This is a genomic window from Isoptericola sp. 178 (genome assembly GCF_030586525.1).
In the GTDB taxonomy this organism is placed as follows: domain Bacteria; phylum Actinomycetota; class Actinomycetes; order Actinomycetales; family Cellulomonadaceae; genus Isoptericola; species Isoptericola sediminis.
Genome location: NZ_JAUQYN010000002.1, coordinates 563,096 through 585,454 on the forward strand (window position 1 = coordinate 563,096; position 22,359 = coordinate 585,454).

Consider the following 22,359-nt stretch of genomic DNA (forward strand, 5'->3'; position numbering starts at 1 on the left):
GGGGTGCGGCCCCCGGACCACGCCCGTCGCGTCTTTCCGGGACCGGTGCGGGCGTCCCTAGCGCCGGACGGCGAGCAGCAGCCCGTCCCCGGTGGGGACCATCGCCGGGACGAGCCGGTCGTCCGCGCGGACGGCGAGCGCCACCGCCCGGACGGCCGCGGCCGTCTCGCCGTGGCCCTCGGCGTCGGTGGCACGGCCGGCGAGCGCCGCGTCGACGACGCCCAGCACACCGCCGGGCCGCAGCAGCCCGATGGCCGCCTCCACGTGCGGAGCGAGCGAGAGGGCGTCGACGGCGACCAGCACGACGTCGTACGCCCCGTCGGTCAGGCGCGGCAGGACGTCCAGCGGCGGTCGCGTGATGACGCGCGTGCGGGAGCCCGCGACCTGCTCGTCGGCGAACACCGCCTTCGCGGCGCGCTGTCGGGCAGGGTCCGGGTCGATCGTGGTCAGGACACCGTCGGGCAGCATGCCCCGCAGCACCCACAGCGCCGTCACACCGGCGTCGCTGCCGATCTCGACCGCCGTCCGTGCCTGGGTCGCCGCCGCGACCACCCGCAGCAACGCACCCGTGCCGGGGGAGATGGTGGGGCAGCCCAGCCCGAACGCCCGTTCGCGGGCACGCCGCAGCGTCGCGTCCTCGGTGAGGAACGACTCGCTGAACGCCCAGGCGACCCGGCGGTCGTCCTGGGCCTCCGCCTCGGTGAAGATGACTCGGCCCCCCCTGATCGCTGGGCCGATGGTACGTGGGAACCTCCCAGGTTGCTCACACGTTCGCATGGCACGATGACCATGATGACCGAGACAGCCGGTGGCGGCACCGCCACGTGGGTCCCACCGACGTGGGACGAGATCGTGCGCGAGCACTCCGCACGTGTCTACCGGCTCGCCTACCGGCTGACCGGTGACCGCCAGGACGCCGAGGACCTCACCCAGGAGACGTTCCTGCGGGTGTTCCGGTCGCTGTCGAGCTACACCCCCGGGACGTTCGAGGGCTGGCTGCACCGCATCACCACGAACCTCTTCCTCGACCAGGTGCGGCGCAAGAAGCGCATCCGCTTCGAGGCCATGGGCGAGGACGCCTCCCGCGTCCAGTCCACCGACGACCGCAGCCGGCCCGAACGCGGGTACGAGCACGGCAACCTCGACCACGACGTCCAGGCCGCGCTGGACGGGCTGCGGCCCGAGTACCGCGCCGCCGTCGTCCTGTGCGACATCGAGGGGCTGAGCTACGAGGAGATCGCGGTCACGCTGGGCATCAAGATCGGGACCGTGCGGTCGCGGATCCACCGGGCCCGTGCCCAGCTGCGGGACGTCCTGGACCACCGTCGCGCGGACGTGGGCCGATGAGCGCCCACCTCGGGGACCGCGTGAGCGCGCTCGCGGACGGACAGCTGCCGCCGGGGGAGGCGGAGCGCGCCCTGGCCCACGTCGCGTGCTGCCCGCTGTGCTCGGCCGAGCTCGAGTCCGCTCGTGCGGCCCGCCGCCGGCTGGCCTCCGCCGCGGACGTGCACCCCACGGCCGAGCTCACCCAGCGCCTGCTGGACCTGTCCGCCTCGATCCCGCCCGCGGACGGCGACCCGCTGCGTGCCCCGGAGCGGGACACGGGGTGGGCCGCTCCGGAGGCGTGGCACACCACCCTGACGGGTGACGTCGTCGGCGCCGAGCGACGCCGCCGACGGCGTCGGGCCCTGCTCGTCGGTGCCGGGGGTGCGGGCGTGCTCGGCTGTGCGCTGTTCGTGCTCGGTCAGGCGCCGGTCGTCACGCCGGACACCTCGCGGGTGTCCGCCCTGACGACCCTCGCCGGGCAGGACGCGGCCGCCGGTGAGCCGGTGAGCGAGGCCGGCCTCGGCGGCACCGGGTTCGCGACGCCGTCGTCGCTGCCGCCCGGCTACGAGGTGGCGGCCGTGCGTGCCGGGGCGACGTCCTGCGTGATCGACCTGACCGGTCCCGACGGCCCCGTCGTCGTCCGGCAGCAGGTCGGGCGGCTGGCGGAGCAGACCGGTGCGTCGGTCCGGGCCGGCGAGGCCGGCCGCGACGACGTCGTCGTCTTCTCGCGCGACCCCTGGCACGTGGCGTGGCAGGCTGGGGACGTCGTCGTCGAGGTGACCACCGACGCACCCGAGGACGTCCTCGCCGAGATCGTCGCCGCTTTCCCGGAACGTGACTACGACGCCGGAGTCCTGCCGCAGATCACCCGTGGCTGGTCGACCGTGACTGGAGCCCTCACCCTCCCATGACATCCCCGGACCACGACCTCTTCGCCACCCCGGAGCCCCCGGCCCGTCGCCCCGACCCCGCGCCGACGCCCGCCGCCCGGGTGCCACGTCCTGCCGAGGACGCCGGCGCCGACCGTCCCGAGGAACGGCCCGCCGGCGAGCACGTCGAGCACGACGCGGGGCCCACGGCTCCGCAGGCGCCGGTGGCCCCCACGACCGCCCCGACCGCTCCACCGCCGCACGCCGCCCACCGTCGGCGTCCGGTGTCCCTCGGCGCCGGGCGGACGGCACTGGTCGTCGTCCTGGCGCTCGTCGTCGGGCTGCTCGGCGGGCTGCTCGGCGGCCGGATCACCGACCGCGCGGGCGAGGACGCCCCGGTCAGCGCCGACCTCCCGGTCAGCGCCGGGGTGCAGGACGACGGTGCGGACGACTCGCGGCCGGCCGGGTCGCACGCCGCCATCGCGGCCGGCGTGCTGCCCTCGGTCGTGTCCCTGGAGATCACCCGCTCCGGGGGCGGGGGCTCCTCCGGGTCCGGGTTCGTGCTGCGCGAGGACGGGTACATCCTCACCAACGACCACGTGGTCGCGCCGGGTGCCGGCGGGGGCGGTGACGTCGTGGTCGTGCTCGCCGACGGCAGCGAGCACGACGGTGAGATCGTCGGGCGCACGAGCGACTACGACCTGGCCGTGGTCAAGATCGACGTCGACGGACTGACCCCGCTCGTGCTCGGCGACTCCGACGACGTCGTCGTCGGAGACGCGGTCCTGGCCGTCGGTGCGCCGCTCGGGCTGGACTCGACCGTCACCGCGGGGATCGTCAGCGCCCTGCACCGTCCGGTGCAGGCCGGCGACCAGGCGACGACGGCGTTCATCGACGCCATCCAGACCGACGCGGCGATCAACCCGGGCAACTCCGGGGGACCGCTGGTCGACGCCGACGGCGAGGTCGTCGGCATCAACTCCGCGATCGCCCAGCCGCCGGGTGCGACGCAGGCCACCGGCAGCATCGGCCTGGGATTCGCGATCCCGGCCAACCAGGCGCGCACCACGGCCGAGCAGCTCATCGAGACCGGCCAGGCCACCTACCCCGTCATCGGCGTCCTGCTGGACACCTCGTACTCGGGGGAGGGCGTCCAGGTGTCCACCGAGGCGCAGGAGGGCATCCCGCCGGTCACGCCGGACGGCCCGGCCGACGTCGCCGGGGTCCGGGCCGGCGACGTGATCCTCGCGATCGACGACCGGCCGGTGTCCCGCAGCGACGAGCTGATCGTGGCGATCCGGGCCCGCCAGCCCGGCGACGCGGTGACGCTGCGCGTGCGCAGCGACGGCGAGGAGCGCGAGGTGCGGGTGGTGCTGCAGGAGCGCGCCAGCGAATGACGACGGCGCGGTACCGCCCGCGAGTCGGGACGGACTAGGCTGTCGGACGTGGGAGTCTTCGGCATCAACGGGGGCGAGCTCGTCGTCATCATCGTGCTGGCGCTGGTGCTCGTCGGCCCCGAGCGTCTGCCGCGTTACGCCGCGCAGCTCGGGCGGCTGGTCCGTCAGGGCAAGGCGATGCTGCAGGACGCCAAGACCCGGGTGGACGACGAGCTGGGCGACGAGTTCCGCGACGTCGACTGGCAGAAGCTCGACCCGCGTCAGTACGACCCCCGACGCATCGTCAAGGAAGCCCTGCTCGACGACCCCCCGGCTCGACCCGCGCAGCGGGCGTCCGCACGGGCCGGTGCGGCGGCAGGGGCCGCGGCCGGAGCGACGGCGACGGCAGGAGGGCTGGGCGTGGCCGGCAACACCGCCGTGCCCATGGCCTCTGCTGGCCCGCCCACGCCCGCACGGCCCCCGGGCGACGCGCCCCTCGACGGGCCCGCACCCTTCGACGACGAGGCCACGTGACGGTCTCGCCCCGCGCGTCCCACGACCTCGACCTCCCGGGTGATTCAGGCCCACCCGTCAGACCTGCCAGAATGAAGACCATGTCCGCATCCCCCTCCGCACCGGGCGCACCGTCCGGCACCCGCCCGCGCATCCTGTCCGGCATGCAGCCGACCGACTCCTCGCTGCACCTGGGCAACTACCTGGGTGCGCTGACGCAGTGGGTGGCCCTGCAGGACGACTACCAGGCGCTGTACTGCGTGGTCGACCTGCACGCACTGACCGTCAACCCGGAGCCGGCGGCGCTGCGCGAGCGGACCCGGGCCACGGCCGCGCAGTACCTGGCGGGCGGCGTCGACCCGGCCCGCTCGGCCCTGTTCGTGCAGTCCCACGTGCCGGAGCACACCGAGGTCGCCTGGTTGCTGAGCTGCCAGACGGGGTTCGGCGAGGCCAGCCGCATGACGCAGTTCAAGGACAAGTCGGCGCGCCAGGGCACCGACGGCACCACCGTCGGGCTGTTCACCTACCCCGTGCTGATGGCGGCGGACATCCTGGTCTACGACGCCGCCCTGGTGCCGGTCGGCGAGGACCAGCGTCAGCACCTCGAGCTGACCCGGAACCTCGCCGAGCGGCTCAACGCCCGGTTCGGCGCAGGGACCGCCGTCGTGCCCGAGGCCCACATCGTCACGGCCACCGCCAAGATCCAGGACCTGCAGAACCCCACCGCGAAGATGTCGAAGTCGAACGCGGGCGGCAAGGGCGTGATCTGGCTGCTGGAGAACCCGAAGAAGGCCGCGAAGGCCATCAAGTCGGCGGTCACCGACGCCGACGACTCCTACGCCGTCTACTTCGACCGGGAGAAGAAGCCCGGGATCTCCAACCTGCTGTCGATCTACTCGGCCGTGACCGGCCGGGAGGTGGACGACATCGCCGCGGAGTACGACGGGCGCGGGTACGGGTACCTCAAGGTCGACCTCGCCGACGCCGTCGTGGCCTTCCTCGAGCCGTTCCAGGAGCGCGCGAACACCTACCTGTCGGACCCGGCCGAGCTCGACAAGGTGCTCGACGACGGCGCGGCCCGGGCGCGGGAGATCGCCGGCGGGGTGAAGGACCGGCTCTTCGACCGCTTCGGGCTGCTGCCGCGGGGCGTCCGGTGAGGATCCCTCCCCGGGGCCCCGGCCAGGTGCGGATCGGCATCGCCATCGCGGTGCCCGAGCCGTACGCCTCGCAGCTGCAGGACGCCCGGTCGCGGTTCGAGGACCCCTTGGCCCAGGCGATCCCGCCGCACATCACCGTCATCGGGCCGACCGTCGTGGACCGTGCCGACATGCCCACCGTCGGCGAGCACCTGCGGAAGGTCGCCGACGAGATGCCCCCCTTCCGGGTGCACCTGCGGGGTACCGGCACGTTCCGGCCGGTGTCCCCGGTCGTGTTCATGACGCTGGCCGAGGGCATCGCCGAGTGCGAGCTGCTCGAGCAGCAGACCCGGTCCGGGGTGCTCGCCCAGGAGCTCCGGTTCAACTACCACCCGCACGTCACGATCGCCCACGAGGTGCCCGAACCCGCGCTCGACCGCGCCTTCGACGAGATGGCCGGCTACGAGGCCGTCTTCGAGGTCACGGAGATCTGGCAGTACGAGCACGGGGACGACGGCGTCTGGCGTCCCCAGCGTCCGTTCACGCTGCGCGGCCGGAAGCAGATGCTCCGGCCGTCCTGACCGCGGTCGCCGCCGCGCCGACCGCGACGCCCCACCGCCGACAGGACCGGCGGCTAGGGTCGAGGACGTGTCCGAACGTCTCGATCGGTGGAAGGACCGGGCGACCCGCCTGGTCGGGTGGGTCAAGGACCGGCGTGAGGTCCGCGCGCTGCAGTGGTACATGGCCCGGCGCGGCAACCTGCTGTCGGGCGGGATCGCCTACACGGCGCTTTTCGCCCTCGGTGCGGGTCTGACGATCGGCTTCTCGGTGTACTCCAGGACCCTGGGCAGCAACGACGAGCTGATGGCGCAGGTGACCGACGAGATCGAGCTGTGGCTGCCCGGGCTGATCGGTGACGGTGAGAACCAGCTCGATCCCGCGGACCTGGTCGTCCAGGACCTCTGGAACGTGACCACGCTCGTCGCCGCCGTGGTGCTGCTGTGGACCGCCATCAGCTTCATGGGCGCGCTGCGCCACTCGATCCGCACCATGTTCGACGCGCCCGTCGTCGGGGTGAACCCCGTGCTGGCGAAGGTCTGGCAGCTCGCCGGGTTCGTCCTGCTCGGCTCCATGATCGTCGTGACGGCGGCCGCGAGCATCGTGACCACCCAGGTCGAGGACTGGCTCGGTGACTCGGGTGCCCTGGGCGCGCTGCTCTCCGCCGGGAGCCTGGCGGTCGCCCTGGTGCTGGACGCCGTCATCGTCTTCCTCATGGTGCGCGTCCTGAGCAGGGTCCGGCCGCGCCGGGCTCGGGACCTGGTCATCGGGTGCCTGGTGGCCGCGGCGGTCTCGGGGGCGCTGCGCTCCGCGGGGACCTCGCTGGTGACGTCGAGCGTGTCGAGCAACATCCTGCTCGGTTCCTTCGTCACCCTCGGCACGATCCTGCTGCTCGCGAACGTGCTGTCCCGCGTGCTGCTGATGATCTGCGCCTGGATGCACGACCCCCCGCGGATGGACGAGGTGGTCCGCGCCGAGGAGGAGGTCGAGGCGATGCGGCACGCCGAGGAGATCGAGCGCATGGCTCGCCAGGGCGCGGGTCGCGGGAAGCCGTACAGCCCGGTGGTCCGCGGGGTGCGCCGCGCACGCTACACCCCCTGAACCGCTGAACGGACGGCGAAGCCCGGCACGACGACCGTCGTGCCGGGCTTCACCGAGTGAGGCAGGTGCTCAGAAGGCGCGGGTGATCATCGCCCGCTTGACCTCCTGGATCGCCTTGGTGACCTCGATGCCTCGCGGGCAGGCCTCGGTGCAGTTGAAGGTCGTGCGGCAGCGCCACACGCCCTCCTTGTCGTTGAGGACCTCCAGGCGCTGGGTGCCGCCCTGGTCGCGAGAGTCGAAGATGAACCGGTGGGCGTTGACGATCGCCGCCGGGCCGAAGTACTGGCCGTCGGTCCAGAACACGGGGCAGGACGACGTGCACGCCGCGCACAGGATGCACTTGGTGGTGTCGTCGAACCGGTCGCGGTCGGCCTGCGACTGGATGTTCTCCCGGCTCGGCTCGTTCCCCGAGGTGATGAGGAACGGCATGATCTCGCGGTAGGAGGCGAAGAACGGCTCCATGTCGACCACGAGGTCCTTGAGCACCGGCAGGCCCTTGATGGCCTCGACGGTGATCGGCTTGTCCGGGTTGATGTCCTTCAGCAGCGTCTTGCACGCCAGCCGGTTGCGGCCGTTGATCCGCATGGCGTCCGAGCCGCACACGCCGTGTGCGCAGGACCGGCGGAACGTCAGCGAGCCGTCGAGCTCCCACTTGATCTTGTGCAGGGCGTCCAGGACACGGTCGGTGCCGTGCGCGGTGACCGTGTGCTCCTCCCAGTACGGCTCGGAGGCGACCTCCGGGTTGTACCGGCGGATCTTCAGCGTGACCTGGAAGGAGGAGACGGCACCCGCCTGCGACTCCGAGCCGGAGGTGTCGGTCGAGTTCTCGAGAACAGCAGTCATCAGTACTTCCGCTCCATCGGCTCGTAGCGCGTCATGGTGACGGGCTTGGACCCGAGGACGACCTTGTAGTCCCCGAAGTCCTCGACGTGGTCGAAGTAGCCCGCGACATGCCCGTCGGCGGCGTCGGGGGCCGACGTCGGACGGCGGTACGCCATCGTGTGCAGCATGTAGTTGTCGTCGTCCCGGTCCGGGAAGTCCTCGCGGTAGTGACCGCCCCGGGACTCGCGCCGGTTGAGCGCCGCGACGACGGTGACCTCGGCGATGTCGAGCAGGAAGCCCAGCTCGATCGCCTCCAGGAGGTCGGTGTTGAACAGCGAGCCCTTGTCCTGGACCGACACGTTGCGGTACCGCTTCTGCAGCTCGCGGATCTCGGCGGCGGCCTTGTTCAGCGACTCGTCGGTGCGGAAGACCTGGGCGTTGGCGTCCATCGTCTCCTGCAGCGCCTGGCGCACGTCGGCGACGCGCTCGCCGTCGGGGCGGTCGCGCATCTCGGAGAGCTGCGCCTCGACCCGTGCCGTCGGCTCCTCGACGATCGGCAGGTGCTGCTCGACGGTCTGCGCGTAGGCGGCGGCCGACCGGCCGGCCCGCTTGCCGAAGACGTTGATGTCGAGCAGGGAGTTGGTGCCCAGACGGTTGGACCCGTGCACGGAGACGCAGGCGACCTCACCGGCGGCGTAGAGCCCCTTGACGACGTTGTGGCCGTCGCGCAGGACCTCGCCCTTGATGTTCGTCGGCACGCCACCCATCGCGTAGTGCGCGGTGGGGTAGACGGGCACCGGCTCGGTGTACGGCTCGATGCCGAGGTAGGTGCGGGCGAACTCGGTGATGTCCGGCAGCTTGGCGTCGATGTGCGCCGGCTCGAGGTGCGTCAGGTCCAGCAGGACGTAGTCCTTGTTCGGGCCGGCGCCGCGGCCCTCGCGGACCTCGTTCGCCATGGACCGCGCCACGATGTCGCGGGGCGCGAGGTCCTTGATGGTCGGGGCGTAGCGCTCCATGAACCGCTCGCCGTCGGCGTTGCGCAGGATGCCGCCCTCGCCGCGGGCCGCCTCGGACAGCAGGATGCCCAGGCCGGCCAGACCCGTGGGGTGGAACTGGAAGAACTCCATGTCCTCCAGCGGCAGGCCGCGGCGGTAGGCCAGCGCCATGCCGTCACCGGTCAGGGTGTGGGCGTTGGAGGTCGTCTTGAAGATCTTGCCCGCACCGCCGGTGGCGAACACGACCGCCTTGGTCTGGAAGACGTGCAGCTCGCCGGTGGCCAGGTCGTAGGCGACCACGCCGGTGGCGTTGACCTCGGCGCCGTCCTCGATCTGCTCGGTCGTCAGGTCGTGGTCGGTGAGCAGGTCCAGCACATAGAACTCGTTGTAGAACTCGACGTCCTGCTTCACGCAGTTCTGGTACAGCGTCTGCAGGATCATGTGACCCGTGCGGTCCGCGGCGTAGCAGGCGCGACGCACGGCCGCCTCACCGTGGTTGCGCGTGTGCCCGCCGAAGCGGCGCTGGTCGATCCGGCCCTCCGGCGTGCGGTTGAACGGCAGTCCCATCCGCTCCAGGTCGAGCACGGCGTCGATGGCCTCCTTGGCCATCACCTCCGCGGCGTCCTGGTCGACGAGGTAGTCGCCGCCCTTGATCGTGTCGAAGGTGTGCCACTCCCAGTTGTCCTCCTCGACGTTCGCCAGGGCGGCGCACATGCCGCCCTGGGCGGCGCCGGTGTGGGAGCGCGTGGGGTACAGCTTGGAGATGACGGCGGTGCGGGCGCCCTTGGACGCCTCGAGCGCCGCGCGCATGCCGGCGCCACCTGCGCCGACGATGACGACGTCGTACTGGTGGGTCTGCATCGGTTCCGATGCCTCCTGCGGACGGTGGTGGTTCAGCGGGTGGGGTGGTGCGCGCGGCTCAGGCCGTGCAGAACGAGGCGAGCAGCTCCGCCGGGGCGTCCGGCGGGCACGGGTCGAAGGTGAAGATCACCAGCGTGCCGAGCACGACGGTGATGGTGAACGCCAGGTACAGCAGGCTCTTGAGCACGCCGCGGGTGACGTCCCGCTGGGCGTAGTCGTTGATGATCGTCCGGACGCCGTTGGTGCCGTGGATCATGGCCAGCCAGAGCATCAGCAGGTCCCAGATCTGCCAGAAGGGGCTCGACCACTTGCCGCCGACGAACGCGAAGTCGATGGCCTTGACGCCGTCGCCGACCATGAGGTTGACGAAGAGGTGCCCGAAGACCAGCACGACGAGGAGGACGCCGGAGGCCCGCATGAAGACCCACGAGTAGAGCTCGTAGTTGCCCCGGGTGGTCTTGCGACGCACGTACGGGGAGCGGGGCGTGGGGATGTCGGTCTGCGTAGTCATCATTCGGCTCCGAACACGTTCATCAGGTGGCGGGGCAGGAATCCGGCCATCGTCACGACGAGCAGGCCGAGCACGACCCAGAGCATGACTCGCTGGTAGCGGGCCCCCTCCGACCAGAAGTCGACGAGCGCGATGCGCAGGCCGTTGAACGCGTGGAAGACGATCGCGGCCACCAGGCCGGCCTCTCCCAGCCCCATGATCGGCGTCTGGTAGGTGCCGATGACGGCGTTGTACGCCTCGGGGGAGACGCGCACGAGCGACGTGTCGAGCACGTGCACGAGCAGGAAGAAGAAGATCGACACGCCGGTCACGCGGTGCGCGACCCAGGACCACATGCCTTCACGGCCGCGGTAGAGCGTGCCAGCGGGGGCAGTCGGCACGGTGGGGCCTCCATTGGCGGATGCTGGCGGGGTTACGTGAGGACACTGTAGTGACACCCGGTTGCGATCGGGTCACGGCCGCCGAAAAAATGGCGTCCGCGTGGTGGATCTGTGATCGATCCCACAGGGGTCACGTCGTCCCGACGCCCGGCGTCACTATGCTGCGAACATGCTTTCTGCTATTCCCGGGTTCCGTGCCGTCATCCCCGCCGGGGGGTCCGGGACCCGTCTGTGGCCGCTCTCGCGCGCGGGCGCCCCGAAGTTCCTGCACGACCTGACCGGTTCCGGGCGCAGCCTGCTGCAGGGCACCGCCGACCGGTTGACGCCGCTCACCGGTCCCGACGGCGTCGTCGTCGTCACGGGGACGGCGCACGCCGCCGCCGTGCGCGCCCAGCTCCCCGGGCTCGGCGAGGACCAGGTGCTGGCCGAGCCGTCGCCGCGCGACTCGATGGCGGCGATCGGGCTGGCCGCGGCCGTGCTGGAGCGACGCCACGGCGAGGTCGTCCTCGGGTCCTTCGCCGCGGACCAGGTCATCTCCGGCACCCGCGAGTTCGAGCGCTCGGTGCGCGAGGCGGTGGAGGCCGCCCGGGCGGGGTACGTCACGACGATCGGCATCGCCGCGTCCCGCCCCTCGACCGCGTTCGGCTACGTCCACGGGGCCGAGCCCCTCGGCCTCGAGGGGGCGCCGAGCGCCGTGCACGTCAGCGGGTTCACGGAGAAGCCCGACGCCGAGACGGCGCGCACCTACCTGGCCTCGGGGGAGTACCGCTGGAACGCCGGGATCTTCGTCGCGAGCACGGACGTGCTGCTCGGTCACCTGGCCGCGCAGCGCCCGGCGCTGCACGACGGGCTGCGCCGGATCGCCGCGGCGTGGGACACGCCGGACCGTGACCGGGTGCTGGCCGAGACCTGGCCGGGGCTGGAGCGGATCGCCATCGACCACGCCGTCGCCGAGCCGGTTGCCGCGGACGGCGGCGTCGCCATGGTCCCGGGCCCGTTCGGCTGGGACGACGTCGGTGACTTCAACTCCCTGGCGGCGCTGCTGCCGGCCGACGACGACGCGGGGTCGAAGGTGCTCGGCGAGAGCGCCGACGTCGTCCGGGTCCAGAGCGCCGGGTCGGTCGTCGTCCCGGCGAGCGGCCGGACCGTGACGTTGCTGGGCATCGACGACGTGGTCGTCGTCGACACCCCCGACGCCGTCCTGGTGACCACGCGTGCCCGGGCCCAGCAGGTCCGGAGCATGGTCGACGCGGTCCGCGACCACGGGCGGGAGGACCTGCTGTGAGCGCGGCGGCCCGGGCGCGCCTCGACGAGGTCGTCGCCGCCCTGGAGGACGAGGTCGTGGCGGTGCGCCGTGACCTGCACGCCCACCCGGAGACGGCGCGTCAGGAGGTCCGGACGACGGCGGTGCTGGCCGAGCGGCTGCGGGCCGCCGGGCTGCAGCCCCGGCTGCTGGACGGGACCGGGCTGACGTGCGACGTCGGCCCGGACGTCCCGGGCCGGGGGCGCACGGCCCTGCGCGCGGACATCGACGCCCTGCCCCTGGACGACGTGTGCGGCTGCGACTTCGTCTCGACCGTGCCGGGGGTGGCGCACGCGTGCGGCCACGACGTCCACGCGGCGGTCGTCCTCGGCGCCGGTCTCGCCCTGGCGCGGCTCGCCGAGGAAGGCCTCCTGGAGACCGGGGTCCGCCTGATCTTCCAGCCGGCCGAGGAGATCATGCCCGGCGGTGCCCACGACGTCCTGGCCCAGGGGGTCCTGGACGGTGTGGAGCGGATCGTCGCGGTGCACACCGAGCCGAAGCTCGACGTCGGGCGGCTCGGGACGCGGATCGGCCCGATCACCTCCGCCTCCGACCTCGTCACCGTGACGCTCTCCTCCAGCGGCGGGCACACCTCCCGGCCGCACCTGACCGGTGACGTCGTCTACGCCCTGGGCCAGGTCATCACCCAGGTGCCGGCGGTGCTCGGGCGACGGCTGGACCCGCGTTCGGGCGTCAACCTCACCTGGGGCGCCGTCGAGGCGGGCAACGCCCACAACGCCATCCCGGCCACGGGGGTGGCCAAGGGCACCCTGCGGTGCCTGGACGTGCGGGCGTGGGAGCGGGCCGGCCAGGTCCTGCTCGACGCCGTCGAGCAGGTCGTGGCCCCGTACGACGTCGAGGTCAGCGTCTACCACCTGCGCGGCGTCCCGCCGGTCGACAACGACGCCGAGGTCACGGCCGCCCTCGAGGCGGCGGGTGCCGCGGTGCTCGGCGAGGACGGCGTGGTGCTCACCGAGCAGTCCCTGGGCGGGGAGGACTTCGCCTGGTACCTGACCAAGGTGCCCGGGGCGATGGCACGGCTCGGCACCGCGACCCCGGGGCAGCGCCGGTACGACATCCACCAGGGCGACCTGGTCGTCGACGAGCGTGCCATCGCGATCGGTGCGCGGGTCCTGGCGAGGGTCGCGCTCGGGTGATCCCGACCGGCTGTGACGTACGTCATTCCGCCGTCGTTCCCATTCGATAACGACTCGGACACGGGTTGGGCTCGTGGTCCTGCGGGCCCGCACGCATGGTTAGGCTGTCATCTCTGATCGTGAGACGGGGACGATCCCGGGCTCACCCACCACCCTCATCGACAGGAGCGACAGGTGAAGAGTGCGATCAAGTTCACCGCCCTCGCCGGCGCGGCCGCGCTGACCCTCGCGGCGTGCGGAGCGGCCCCGGAGGACACGGCCGACGAGAGCACGGAGACGGGGGCCGAGACCGAGGCCGTCGACTTCTCCCCGTGCATCGTCTCCGACCAGGGCGGCTTCGACGACAAGAGCTTCAACCAGCTCAGCTTCGAAGGCGCCCAGCAGGCGGCCGAGGAGCTCGGCGCCGAGCTGACGGACGTGCAGTCGCAGTCCGAGACCGACTTCCAGCCGAACCTGCAGTCGCTGGTCGACCAGGGCTGCGACGCCATCGTGTCGGTGGGCTTCGCCCTCTCGGCCGACACGGTCGAGTCGGCGAACGCCAACCCGGAGACCCACTACATCCTCGTCGACGACGCCGCGGACAACGACTTCGACGGCGAGACCGACGCGGACAACATCAAGCCGCTGCTGTACAACACGGCCGAGGCCGCGTTCCTGGCGGGCTACCTGTCGGCGGGCTACTCCGAGGCCGGCAAGGTCGGCACCTTCGGCGGCCAGCCGTTCCCGACCGTGACGATCTTCATGGACGGCTTCAAGCAGGGCGTCGAGCACTACAACGAGGTCAACGACGCGGACGTCGAGGTCATCGGCTACTCCGGCGGCGAGGACGGTGCCTTCACCGGCGGCTTCACCGCCAACGAGACGGCCAAGACCACGGCGAAGAACATCCTCGACCAGGGTGTCGACGTGATCCTCCCCGTCGGTGGCCCGATCTACCAGTCGGCCATCGCGGCGATCGAGGACTCCGGGCGCGACGTCGCGCTCGTGGGCGTCGACGCCGACTTCTACGAGACGGACCCGACCACCCAGGAGTACGTGCTGACCTCCATCCTCAAGCGGATGGACGTCTCCACCTACGAGGCCGTCCTCGCGGCGGGTCAGGGCGAGTTCGACCCGGAGACCTACGTCGGCACGCTGGAGAACGAGGGCGTCGGCCTGGCTCCGCTGCACGACTTCGAGGACAAGGTGGACCCGGAGCTCATGACCGAGGTCGACGAGCTGCGCCAGCAGATCATCGACGGCGAGCTCGAGGTCACGTCGTACCTGGCCGAGTGACCGGCTGAGGACCGACTGCCGCGACGGCGGGACACGGTGGGTTCGCCCACCGTGTCCCGCCGTGCGGCGCGGCCTAGGCTGGCCGGCAGAAACGTAAGGAAAGGGCGGCTGACCGCGATGAGGCTCGAGCTGCGTGGGATCACCAAGCGCTTCGGCGCGCTGGTGGCGAACGACCACATCGACCTGGTGGTCGAACCGGGGGAGATCCACTGCCTCCTGGGCGAGAACGGCGCTGGCAAGTCCACGCTGATGAACGTCCTGTACGGGCTCTACGACGCCGACGAGGGCGAGATCCTCCTGGACGGCGAGGTCCAGAACTTCCAGGGCCCCGGCGACGCGATGGGCGCCGGGATCGGCATGGTGCACCAGCACTTCATGCTCGTGCCGGTGTTCTCCGTGGCCGAGAACGTCATGCTCGGCCACGAGACGACGTCGGGCCCGGGCATCCTCGACCTGGCGGCGGCGCGCGAGACCGTCCGCAGCACCGCCGACCGCTTCGGGTTCCACGTGGACCCGGACGCGCTCGTGGAGGACCTGCCCGTCGGTGTCCAGCAGCGCGTGGAGATCATCAAGGCGCTCAGCCGTGACGCCCAGGTGCTCGTCTTCGACGAGCCGACCGCGGTGCTCACACCGCAGGAGACCGACGAGCTGATGGCGATCATGCGTCAGCTCAAGGACGAGGGCAAGGCCATCGTCTTCATCACCCACAAGCTGCGCGAGGTGCGCGAGGTCGCCGACCGCATCACCGTCGTCCGGCACGGCAAGGTCGTCGGCGAGGCCGAGCCGACCGCGTCGGACAACGAGCTCGCCTCGCTCATGGTCGGCCGGGCGGTCCAGCTCACCGTCGACAAGGAGCCCCCGCGGCACGGCGAGAACGAGCTCGCCGTGGAGCACCTCGTGGTCGCGCGCCCGGACGGCCAGGTCGTCGTCGACGACGTCAGCTTCACCGTCCACGGCGGCGAGATCCTCGTGGTCGCGGGCGTGCAGGGCAACGGGCAGACGGAGCTCACCGAGGCGCTCATCGGCCTGTACCCGGACTTCGAGGGGTCGATCCGCCTCGACGGCGAGGAGCTCAAGGGCCGCAGCGTCCGCAAGGTCCTCGACGCGGGAGTCGGCTTCGTGCCCGAGGACCGCAGCACCAGCGGCCTGGTCGGCGAGTTCACGATCGCCGAGAACCTCATCCTCGACCGGACCGACGGCGCACCGTTCGTGCGGGCGGGGTCGCTGCAGCTCGGCCTGCGCGACGAGTTCGCGCGCGAGAAGGTCGACGAGTTCGACGTCCGGACGACGGGTATCGACCTGCCGGTCGGTCGCCTGTCCGGCGGCAACCAGCAGAAGGTCGTCCTCGCGCGGGAGATGTCCCGCGAGCTGCGGCTGCTCGTGGCGGCCCAGCCGACCCGCGGCGTCGACGTCGGCTCCATCGAGTTCATCCACAAGCGCATCGTCGAGACCCGTGACCAGGGGATCCCGGTCGTCGTGGTCTCGACGGAGCTCGACGAGGCGGTGGCCCTCGCCGACCGGATCATGGTCATGTACCGCGGTCGCGTCGTCGGCATCGTGCCCGCCGACACCCCGCGCGACGTGCTCGGCCTCATGATGGCCGGCGTCGCGCCCGAGAGCGAAGGAGACGCCGCGTGAGCGAGACTCCGGACCGGCACTCCGCCGACTCCTCCGACAACCGGCTCGCGGCCGACATGGAAAAGGTCGACCCCGCGGCCGACCCGGGCCTCGCCGAGGCGCTGGAGCAGGACCGCGCCCGCGAGGCCGAGCTCGCCGAGGAGGACGGTCGCTGGCAGGACGCCTTCCACCGGATCATCTCCGGTGGCTGGGCCGTGTCGCTCGGCGCGATCCTGCTCGCCGTCCTCGCCGGGTCGCTGATGATCATCGTCACCGACGAGGCCGTCCAGCAGGCGTCCGGCTACTTCTTCTCCCGGCCCTCCGACACGTTCGCGGCGGTCGGAGAGGCCGTCGGGGGCGCCTACTCGGCCCTCTTCCAAGGGGCCGTGTACAACTTCCAGGCCGAGACGTTCGCCGGAGCCATCCGGCCGCTGACGCAGACGCTGACCAACGCGACGCCGTTGATCGCCGCCGGTCTCGGCGTGGCGATCGCCTTCCGCGCGGGCCTGCTCAACATCGGTGGTCAGGGCCAGATGCTCATGTCCGCCGCCGCGGCCGGCTGGGTCGGGTTCGGCGTCACCGGGCTGCCGTTCCCGCTTCACCTGATCCTCGCCCTGGTCGCGGGCATCCTCGCCGGCGCCCTCTGGGCCGGTATCGCGGGTCTGCTCAAGGCGCGCACCGGGGCCCACGAGGTCATCGTGACGATCATGCTCAACTACGTCGCGTTCTACCTGCTGTCGTACTTCCTGGCGACGCCCGGGCTGATGCAGGCACCGGGGTCGGCGAACCCGAAGACCCCGCCGACACCCGAGTCCGCACAGCTGCCCCCGCTCCTCGGTGAGCGGTACAACCTGCACTGGGGCTTCATCCTGGCGCTGATCGCCGTCGCCGTCGTGTGGTGGATCCTCAACCGCTCGGCCGTCGGCTTCTCCTACCGGGCCGTGGGGCAGAACCCGCGCGCCGCGCGGGTCGCCGGCATCGACGTCTCGCGGTCCACCGTCTCGGTGATGCTCGTCGCCGGTGCGCTGGTCGGTCTGGCCGGTGTCACCCAGGTCCTCGGGACCGTGACCACCGGGTTCGGGGCGGACATCGACGCCGGGATCGGCTTCGACGCCATCACCGTGGCCCTGCTGGGCAACTCGAACCCGATCGGCGTGCTCGGTGCGGGCATCCTCTTCGGCGGGTTCAAGGCGGGTGGTTCCGCGATGCAGGCCGCCGAGGGCATCCCCATCGAGATCGTGCTCGTCGTGCAGTCCCTCATCGTGCTGTTCATCGCGGCACCGCCGCTGGTGCGCGCGATCTTCCGGCTCCCGCAGCCGGGCAGCAAGCCGAAGAAGAAGCGGTCGCAGGCCGCGCGGAAGGAGGTGGCGGCATGACCGCCCCGACCGTGGACGGCGCCACCACGGGTGCGCCGGACGCGCCCCGCACCGTCAGCACCATCTCGTGGAAGACGCCGATCGCGCTGGCCGTCGTGCTGGCGCTGTACGCCCTGCTGATGCTGCTCGCCCCGCGCGAGGGCAGCGCACGCTTCGCCCTGTCCACCCCGACGGACTTCTTCCAGATCCCGGTGTACGTGATCCCGGGCATGGGCACCGCCTGGGTGTGCGCCGCCGTCGCCGCGGCGCTGCTCGTCGTCTCGGTCCTGGCGACCCGTGACGGTCGCCGGACGCCGCTGTGGGTGACCAGCGTGTACGCCGCCGCCCTGCTCTTCGGCTTCCTCGCCTGGGCCGCCGCGGGCAGCCCGCGCGACCTGTCCGTCGTCGGGCTACTCGGTGGCGCCGTCGCGCTGTCCGTGCCGCTGGTGTACGGCTCGTTGAGCGGTGTCATCGGTGAGCGGTCGGGCACGATCAACATCGCCATCGAGAGCCAGCTCCTGGCCGGTGCGTTCACCGCGGCGGTCGTGGGGTCGCTGACCAACAGCCCGTGGGCCGGGCTGGTGGCGGCCATGATCGCCGCTGCGCTGGTCGGCCTCGTCCTGGCGGTCTTCACGATCACCTACCGGGTGAACCAGATCATCGTCGGTGTGGTCCTCAACGTGCTGGTGATCGGCCTGACGAGCTTCTTCTACTCGCTGGTCCTGGTCCCCAACACCCAGACGCTGAACTCCACGACCCGGTTCGAGCGCCTGCCGATCCCGTTCCTCGAGCGGATCCCCGTCATCGGCCCGGTGCTGTTCGACCAGACGATCGTCGTGTACCTGATGCCCGTCGTCGTCTTCCTCGTCTGGTACGGCCTGTTCCGCACCCGGTGGGGGCTGCGGCTGCGTGCCGTGGGCGAGCACCCGCGCGCCGCGGACACCGTCGGCATCGAGGTGCTGCGCACCCGGTACCGCGCGCTGCTGATCGCCGGTGCCGTGGGCGGCATGGGCGGTGCGTTCTACACGGTGGTCTCCATCAACCAGTTCAACCGCGAGATGACCGCGGGCGCGGGCTTCATCGCCCTGGCCGCGATGATCTTCGGCAAGTGGAACCCCGTCCGGGCGGCCCTGGCCGGCCTGCTCTTCGGGTTCGCCACGAACCTGCAGAACGTGCTCTCGGTCGTCGGGTCGCCGGTGCCGAGCCAGTTCATGCTGATGCTGCCGTACATCGTGACGCTGTTCGCCGTCGCCGGGCTCGTCGGCCGGTCGCGGCCACCAGCAGCGCTGGCCAGGCCGTACACGAAGGAGTAGCGCCGTGACGTCCTCGATCGACTGGGACGCCCTGCGGTCGGCCGCCACGGACGTGACCCGCCACGCCTACGTGCCGTACTCCGGGTACGCCGTCGGCGCGGCGGCGTACGCGGACGACGGCCGGCTGCTGGTGGGCTGCAACGTCGAGAACGCCGCCTACGGCGTCACGCTGTGCGCCGAGTGCTCCCTCGTCTCGGCCCTGGTGACCGGTGGTGGCGGGCGGCTGACCGCCTTCACGTGCGTCGACGCCCGCGGCCGCGTCATCACCCCCTGCGGCCGTTGCCGCCAGCTGCTGTGGGAGCACGGCGGTGCCGACCTGATCGTCGAGACGCCTCTCGGCGTCGTACCCATGTCCGACCTGCTGCCGCAGGCGTTCGGACCGGAGGACCTGGAACGATGAGCGAACCGTTCGACGCCGTCGACGTCATCCGCACCAAGCGGGACCGACACCACCTGTCGGACGCCCAGATCGACTGGGTGATCGACGCCTACACGCGGGGTGTCGTCGCCGAGGAGCAGATGTCCGCCCTCGCGATGGCGATCCTGCTCAACGGGATGAGCCGGGGCGAGATCTCCCGCTGGACGCAGGCGATGATCGCCTCCGGCGAGCGGATGGACTTCTCCTCGCTGACGCGACCGACGGCCGACAAGCACTCGACCGGTGGCGTGGGGGACAAGATCACCCTGCCGCTGGCCCCGCTGGTCGCGGCGTTCGGTGTGGCCGTCCCGCAGCTCTCGGGCCGCGGTCTCGGCCACACCGGCGGCACGCTCGACAAGCTCGAGTCGATCCCCGGGTGGCGCGCCGCGTTGAGCAACGAGGACATGCTCGCCCAGCTCGACGACGTCGGCGCCGTCATCTGCGCCGCGGGTGCGGGACTCGCCCCGGCGGACAAGAAGCTCTACGCGCTGCGGGACGTGACGAGCACCGTCGAGGCGGTGCCCCTCATCGCGAGCTCGATCATGTCCAAGAAGATCGCCGAGGGCACGGGCGCGCTCGTCCTGGACGTCAAGGTCGGCTCCGGCGCGTTCATGAAGGAGCTGGCCCAGGCGCGCGAGCTCGCCCGCACCATGGTCGAGCTGGGCACCGACGCCGGGGTCCGCACCGTCGCCCTGCTGACCGACATGTCGGTCCCGCTCGGGCGCACGGCCGGGAACGCGCTGGAGGTCCGGGAGTCGGTCGAGGTGCTCGACGGCGGCGGCCCGGACGACGTCGTCGACCTGACCGTGGCGCTGGCCGTCGAGATGCTCGCCGCGGCCGGTCGTCCCGCGGACGAGGACGACGTCCGCCGCGCCCTGAGCGACGGACGGGCCATGGACGTCTGGCGGCGCATGATCGCCGCGCAGGGCGGTGACCCGGACGCGCCCCTGCCGACGGCGACGCACCAGCACCAGGTCGTCGCCGACCGTGACGGCGTGGTCACCGAGCTCGACGCCTACGCCGTCGGCGTCGCGGCCTGGCGCCTCGGTGCGGGTCGCTCCCGCAAGGAGGACCCGGTGCAGGCCGGCGCCGGCGTCGAGATCCATGCGCGGCCGGGCGAGCAGGTGGTGGCCGGTCAGCCGGTCCTGACGCTGCACACGGACACGCCCGAGCGGTTCGAGCGTGCCCTGGACGCGCTCGACGGCGGGTGGTCGCTGGGCCCGGTCGGCACGGCCGTGTCGCGTCGTCCGATCGTCCTGGACCGTCTGCACTGAGCCACCTCGCGTCGAGGCGCTCGGCACGACACCATGGGGGCATGAGCACCACCCCGAACGACGCCTGGCGGGACGCGGGTCTGGAGACCCCCGACGACACCACGAGCCTGGTCGAGGAGGCCGGGGCGCCGCCTGCGCGGCCGCAGCACGAGGCCGAGGTCGAGGACTACCACCCGGGCTTCCCCCGGCCGGACCTGGAGGGGTCCGCCAACGAGGCGGACGTGGTCGAGCAGGACATCGAGGTGCCGTCCGACGATCCGGACGACCTCGGCGGCACCGCGTCCGCGTGAGTCCGCTCACGGCGCGGCGGAGGAGTCCTCCGCCGTGCCGTGGGCGCAGGTAGGTTGGGGGCCATGACGCAAGCCCTTCTCGACGCCATCGGCGATCTGCCCAAGGTCCTGCTGCACGACCACCTCGACGGCGGGCTGCGGCCGCAGACGGTGCTCGAGCTCGCGGACGCGGTGGGGCACGAGCTGCCCGCGAACGACGCCGACGCGCTCGCCACCTGGTTCCGCGACGCCGCCGACTCCGGGTCGCTGCCGCGCTACCTCGAGACCTTCGACCACACGATCGCGGTCATGCAGACGCCGGAGGCGCTGGCCCGGGCGGCACGCGAGGCCGTGCTGGACCTCGCCGCGGACGGCGTGGTCTACGCCGAGCAGCGCTGGGCGCCCGAGCAGCACCTGCAGCGGGGGATGTCCCTGCCCGACACCGTGGAGGCCGTGCAGCACGGCATCGACGAGGGTGTGCGCGAGGCGGCCGAGCAGGGCCGCACCATCCGGGTCGGCCAGCTCGTCACCGCCATGCGCCACACCGACCGCTGGGTCGAGATCGCCGAGCTCGCCGTCGCCTACCGCGACGCAGGGGTCGTCGGCTTCGACATCGCCGGGCCCGAGGACGGTTTCGCCCCGGACCGGCACGCCGAGGTGTGGCGCTTCCTGGCGGAGCAGAACTTCCCGACCACGATCCACGCGGGTGAGGCCGCCGGCCTGGAGTCGATCTCCCAGGCGGTGCACCTGGGCCAGGCCGACCGGCTCGGGCACGGCGTGCGGATCATGGAGGACATCGTCTTCTCGGAGCACGACCGGTCCGCCACGCTCGGCCGGCTCGCGCACTGGGTCCGCGACCACCAGATCGCCCTGGAGGTGTGCCCGGTCTCCAACCTGCAGACCGCCGCCGCGCCCGGTGTCACCACGGTCGCCGACCACCCCATCACCCGCCTGAAGGAGCTCGACTTCGCCGTCACGCTCAACACGGACAACCGGCTGATGTCGCGGACGTCGATGTCGCACGAGATGCGGCTGCTCGTCTCGGAGGCGGGCTGGACGATCGACGACCTCGCCGACGTCACCATGACGGCCGCGTGGAGCGCCTTCATCCACCACGACGAGCGGCGCGCGCTCGTCGACGACCTGATCCTGCCCGGCTACCAGAAGATCGAGGGGGCTCTGCGATGAGCACCGAACCCATGACCGACCCGACCGTCCCGACCGACCGTGCCGCGCTGGCCCGCTACGTCGACCACACGCTGCTGAAGCCCGAGGCGACGGCCGCCGACGTCTCCGCGCTGGTCACCGAGGGTGCCGCGCTCGGGGTCTTCTCCGTCTGCGTCTCACCCACCTTCGTCTCGCACGCGGTCGAGTCCGCCGGGGGCCGGCTCGCCGTCGCCACGGTGTGCGGGTTCCCCTCGGGCAAGCACGCCTCGGAGATCAAGGCCGCCGAGGCCGCGCGCTCGGTGCTGGACGGTGCCGACGAGGTCGACATGGTCATCGACATCGGTGCGGCCAAGGCCGGCGGCTTCGACCTCGTCCAGGAGGACATCGCCGCGGTCCGTGCCGCCGTGCCGTCGGACAAGATCCTCAAGGTCATCATCGAGTCCGCCGCTCTCACGGACACCGAGATCGTCGCCGCCTGCCGCGCCGCCGAGGCGGCCGGGGCCGACTTCGTGAAGACCTCCACGGGCTTCCACCCGGCCGGCGGAGCCTCGGTGCACGCCGTCGAGATCATGGCCGCCACGGTCGGCGGCCGCCTCGGGATCAAGGCGTCGGGCGGCGTGCGCACCCTGGACGACGCGCAGGCGATGATCGCCGCCGGCGCGACCCGGCTCGGGCTCTCCGGCACCGGTGCGGTGCTCGCCGGGTTCGACGAGGGCGGTGCGGACGAGGCGCCCGCCGGGACCGACGGCTACTGATCCGGGGC

General features: G+C 72.0%; 23 protein-coding genes. 18 read left to right on the plus strand and 5 right to left on the minus strand.

All coding sequences use genetic code 11. The features are described from left to right. Window positions 1–57 precede the first annotated feature (57 nt). Window positions 58–777 carry an O-methyltransferase gene (locus Q6349_RS07060; protein WP_304603471.1) on the minus strand — a complete coding sequence of 240 codons (720 nt, stop codon included), beginning with the start codon at window positions 775–777 and terminating at the stop codon, window positions 58–60. Window positions 778–792: 15 nt separating this feature from the next. Here Q6349_RS07060 and sigE point away from each other — a divergent pair, with 15 nt between their 5' ends. The 7 genes from sigE to Q6349_RS07095 all read left to right on the plus strand — a co-directional run bounded on the left by sigE (window position 793) and on the right by Q6349_RS07095 (window position 6,879). Then, window positions 793–1,347 carry an RNA polymerase sigma factor SigE gene (sigE, locus tag Q6349_RS07065; RefSeq protein WP_304603472.1) on the plus strand — a complete coding sequence of 185 codons (555 nt, stop codon included), beginning with the start codon at window positions 793–795 and terminating at the stop codon, window positions 1,345–1,347. Next, the gene (locus Q6349_RS07070; protein ID WP_304603473.1) at window positions 1,344–2,237 is read left to right on the plus strand and encodes a zf-HC2 domain-containing protein; all 894 of its coding nucleotides are present in this window, start codon (window positions 1,344–1,346) and stop codon (window positions 2,235–2,237) included. The genes sigE and Q6349_RS07070 overlap by 4 nt, the downstream gene beginning before the upstream one ends. Then, a complete protein-coding gene (locus Q6349_RS07075; protein ID WP_304603474.1) occupies window positions 2,234–3,592 on the plus strand; it encodes a S1C family serine protease in 1,359 nt (452 codons plus the stop codon). The genes Q6349_RS07070 and Q6349_RS07075 overlap by 4 nt, the downstream gene beginning before the upstream one ends. A gap of 48 nt (window positions 3,593–3,640) precedes the next feature. Then, window positions 3,641–4,105, plus strand: a complete 465-nt coding sequence (locus Q6349_RS07080; protein WP_304603475.1) for a twin-arginine translocase TatA/TatE family subunit — start codon at window positions 3,641–3,643, stop codon at window positions 4,103–4,105. A gap of 80 nt (window positions 4,106–4,185) precedes the next feature. Beyond that, a complete protein-coding gene (gene trpS / locus Q6349_RS07085) occupies window positions 4,186–5,241 on the plus strand; it encodes a tryptophan--tRNA ligase (protein WP_171247434.1) in 1,056 nt (351 codons plus the stop codon). Further along, the gene (locus Q6349_RS07090) at window positions 5,238–5,801 is read left to right on the plus strand and encodes a 2'-5' RNA ligase family protein (RefSeq protein ID WP_304603476.1); all 564 of its coding nucleotides are present in this window, start codon (window positions 5,238–5,240) and stop codon (window positions 5,799–5,801) included. The genes trpS and Q6349_RS07090 overlap by 4 nt, the downstream gene beginning before the upstream one ends. Before the next feature lie 67 nt (window positions 5,802–5,868). Further along, window positions 5,869–6,879 (plus strand): YihY/virulence factor BrkB family protein, encoded by a 1,011-nt coding sequence (locus Q6349_RS07095; protein ID WP_304603477.1) that lies wholly within the window; start codon window positions 5,869–5,871, stop codon window positions 6,877–6,879. Window positions 6,880–6,948: 69 nt separating this feature from the next. Here the strand turns inward: Q6349_RS07095 and Q6349_RS07100 are convergent, their stop codons facing one another. Genes Q6349_RS07100 through sdhC form a run of 4 tightly spaced genes read right to left on the minus strand, consistent with a single transcriptional unit; the run spans window position 6,949 to window position 10,403 of the window. Further along, complete coding sequence (locus tag Q6349_RS07100) at window positions 6,949–7,722, minus strand: succinate dehydrogenase iron-sulfur subunit (RefSeq protein WP_171247436.1); 774 nt, start codon at window positions 7,720–7,722, stop codon at window positions 6,949–6,951. Next, window positions 7,722–9,557: a succinate dehydrogenase flavoprotein subunit gene (gene sdhA / locus Q6349_RS07105; protein WP_171247437.1), complete on the minus strand. Its 1,836-nt coding sequence runs from the start codon at window positions 9,555–9,557 to the stop codon at window positions 7,722–7,724. The genes Q6349_RS07100 and sdhA overlap by 1 nt, the downstream gene beginning before the upstream one ends. Before the next feature lie 58 nt (window positions 9,558–9,615). Beyond that, window positions 9,616–10,068: a succinate dehydrogenase hydrophobic membrane anchor subunit gene (locus Q6349_RS07110; RefSeq protein WP_171247438.1), complete on the minus strand. Its 453-nt coding sequence runs from the start codon at window positions 10,066–10,068 to the stop codon at window positions 9,616–9,618. Further along, on the minus strand, window positions 10,068–10,403 hold the full coding sequence (gene sdhC, locus Q6349_RS07115; protein ID WP_216077620.1) for a succinate dehydrogenase, cytochrome b556 subunit: 336 nt from the start codon (window positions 10,401–10,403) through the stop codon (window positions 10,068–10,070). The genes Q6349_RS07110 and sdhC overlap by 1 nt, the downstream gene beginning before the upstream one ends. A 214-nt stretch (window positions 10,404–10,617) precedes the next feature. On the opposite strand from sdhC, the gene Q6349_RS07120 reads away from it, so the two are divergent. From Q6349_RS07120 to deoC, 11 genes are all read left to right on the plus strand, one after another. After that, window positions 10,618–11,733 (plus strand): mannose-1-phosphate guanylyltransferase, encoded by a 1,116-nt coding sequence (locus tag Q6349_RS07120; RefSeq protein ID WP_304603478.1) that lies wholly within the window; start codon window positions 10,618–10,620, stop codon window positions 11,731–11,733. Next, entirely contained in the window at window positions 11,730–12,908 is a 1,179-nt protein-coding gene (locus Q6349_RS07125) for an amidohydrolase (protein WP_304603479.1), read from the plus strand. The genes Q6349_RS07120 and Q6349_RS07125 overlap by 4 nt, the downstream gene beginning before the upstream one ends. 174 nt (window positions 12,909–13,082) lie before the next feature. Further along, complete coding sequence (locus tag Q6349_RS07130; protein WP_171247442.1) at window positions 13,083–14,183, plus strand: BMP family protein; 1,101 nt, start codon at window positions 13,083–13,085, stop codon at window positions 14,181–14,183. A 117-nt stretch (window positions 14,184–14,300) separates the two neighbouring features. Then, window positions 14,301–15,821 carry an ABC transporter ATP-binding protein gene (locus tag Q6349_RS07135; protein WP_304603480.1) on the plus strand — a complete coding sequence of 507 codons (1,521 nt, stop codon included), beginning with the start codon at window positions 14,301–14,303 and terminating at the stop codon, window positions 15,819–15,821. A 56-nt stretch (window positions 15,822–15,877) separates the two neighbouring features. Further along, window positions 15,878–17,176: an ABC transporter permease gene (locus Q6349_RS07140; RefSeq protein ID WP_304603799.1), complete on the plus strand. Its 1,299-nt coding sequence runs from the start codon at window positions 15,878–15,880 to the stop codon at window positions 17,174–17,176. Beyond that, window positions 17,173–18,468 (plus strand): ABC transporter permease, encoded by a 1,296-nt coding sequence (locus Q6349_RS07145; protein ID WP_304603481.1) that lies wholly within the window; start codon window positions 17,173–17,175, stop codon window positions 18,466–18,468. Before Q6349_RS07140 ends, Q6349_RS07145 begins: the two co-directional genes overlap by 4 nt. Window positions 18,469–18,472: 4 nt before the next feature. Then, on the plus strand, window positions 18,473–18,868 hold the full coding sequence (locus Q6349_RS07150; RefSeq protein WP_171247445.1) for a cytidine deaminase: 396 nt from the start codon (window positions 18,473–18,475) through the stop codon (window positions 18,866–18,868). Continuing rightward, window positions 18,865–20,160 carry a thymidine phosphorylase gene (locus Q6349_RS07155; protein ID WP_304603482.1) on the plus strand — a complete coding sequence of 432 codons (1,296 nt, stop codon included), beginning with the start codon at window positions 18,865–18,867 and terminating at the stop codon, window positions 20,158–20,160. The genes Q6349_RS07150 and Q6349_RS07155 overlap by 4 nt, the downstream gene beginning before the upstream one ends. Before the next feature lie 41 nt (window positions 20,161–20,201). Next, window positions 20,202–20,450 carry a hypothetical protein gene (locus Q6349_RS07160; RefSeq protein ID WP_171247447.1) on the plus strand — a complete coding sequence of 83 codons (249 nt, stop codon included), beginning with the start codon at window positions 20,202–20,204 and terminating at the stop codon, window positions 20,448–20,450. Window positions 20,451–20,513: 63 nt separating this feature from the next. Further along, window positions 20,514–21,617: an adenosine deaminase gene (locus tag Q6349_RS07165; RefSeq protein ID WP_304603483.1), complete on the plus strand. Its 1,104-nt coding sequence runs from the start codon at window positions 20,514–20,516 to the stop codon at window positions 21,615–21,617. Beyond that, entirely contained in the window at window positions 21,614–22,351 is a 738-nt protein-coding gene (gene deoC / locus Q6349_RS07170; RefSeq protein WP_304603484.1) for a deoxyribose-phosphate aldolase, read from the plus strand. The genes Q6349_RS07165 and deoC overlap by 4 nt, the downstream gene beginning before the upstream one ends. Window positions 22,352–22,359 lie beyond the last annotated feature (8 nt).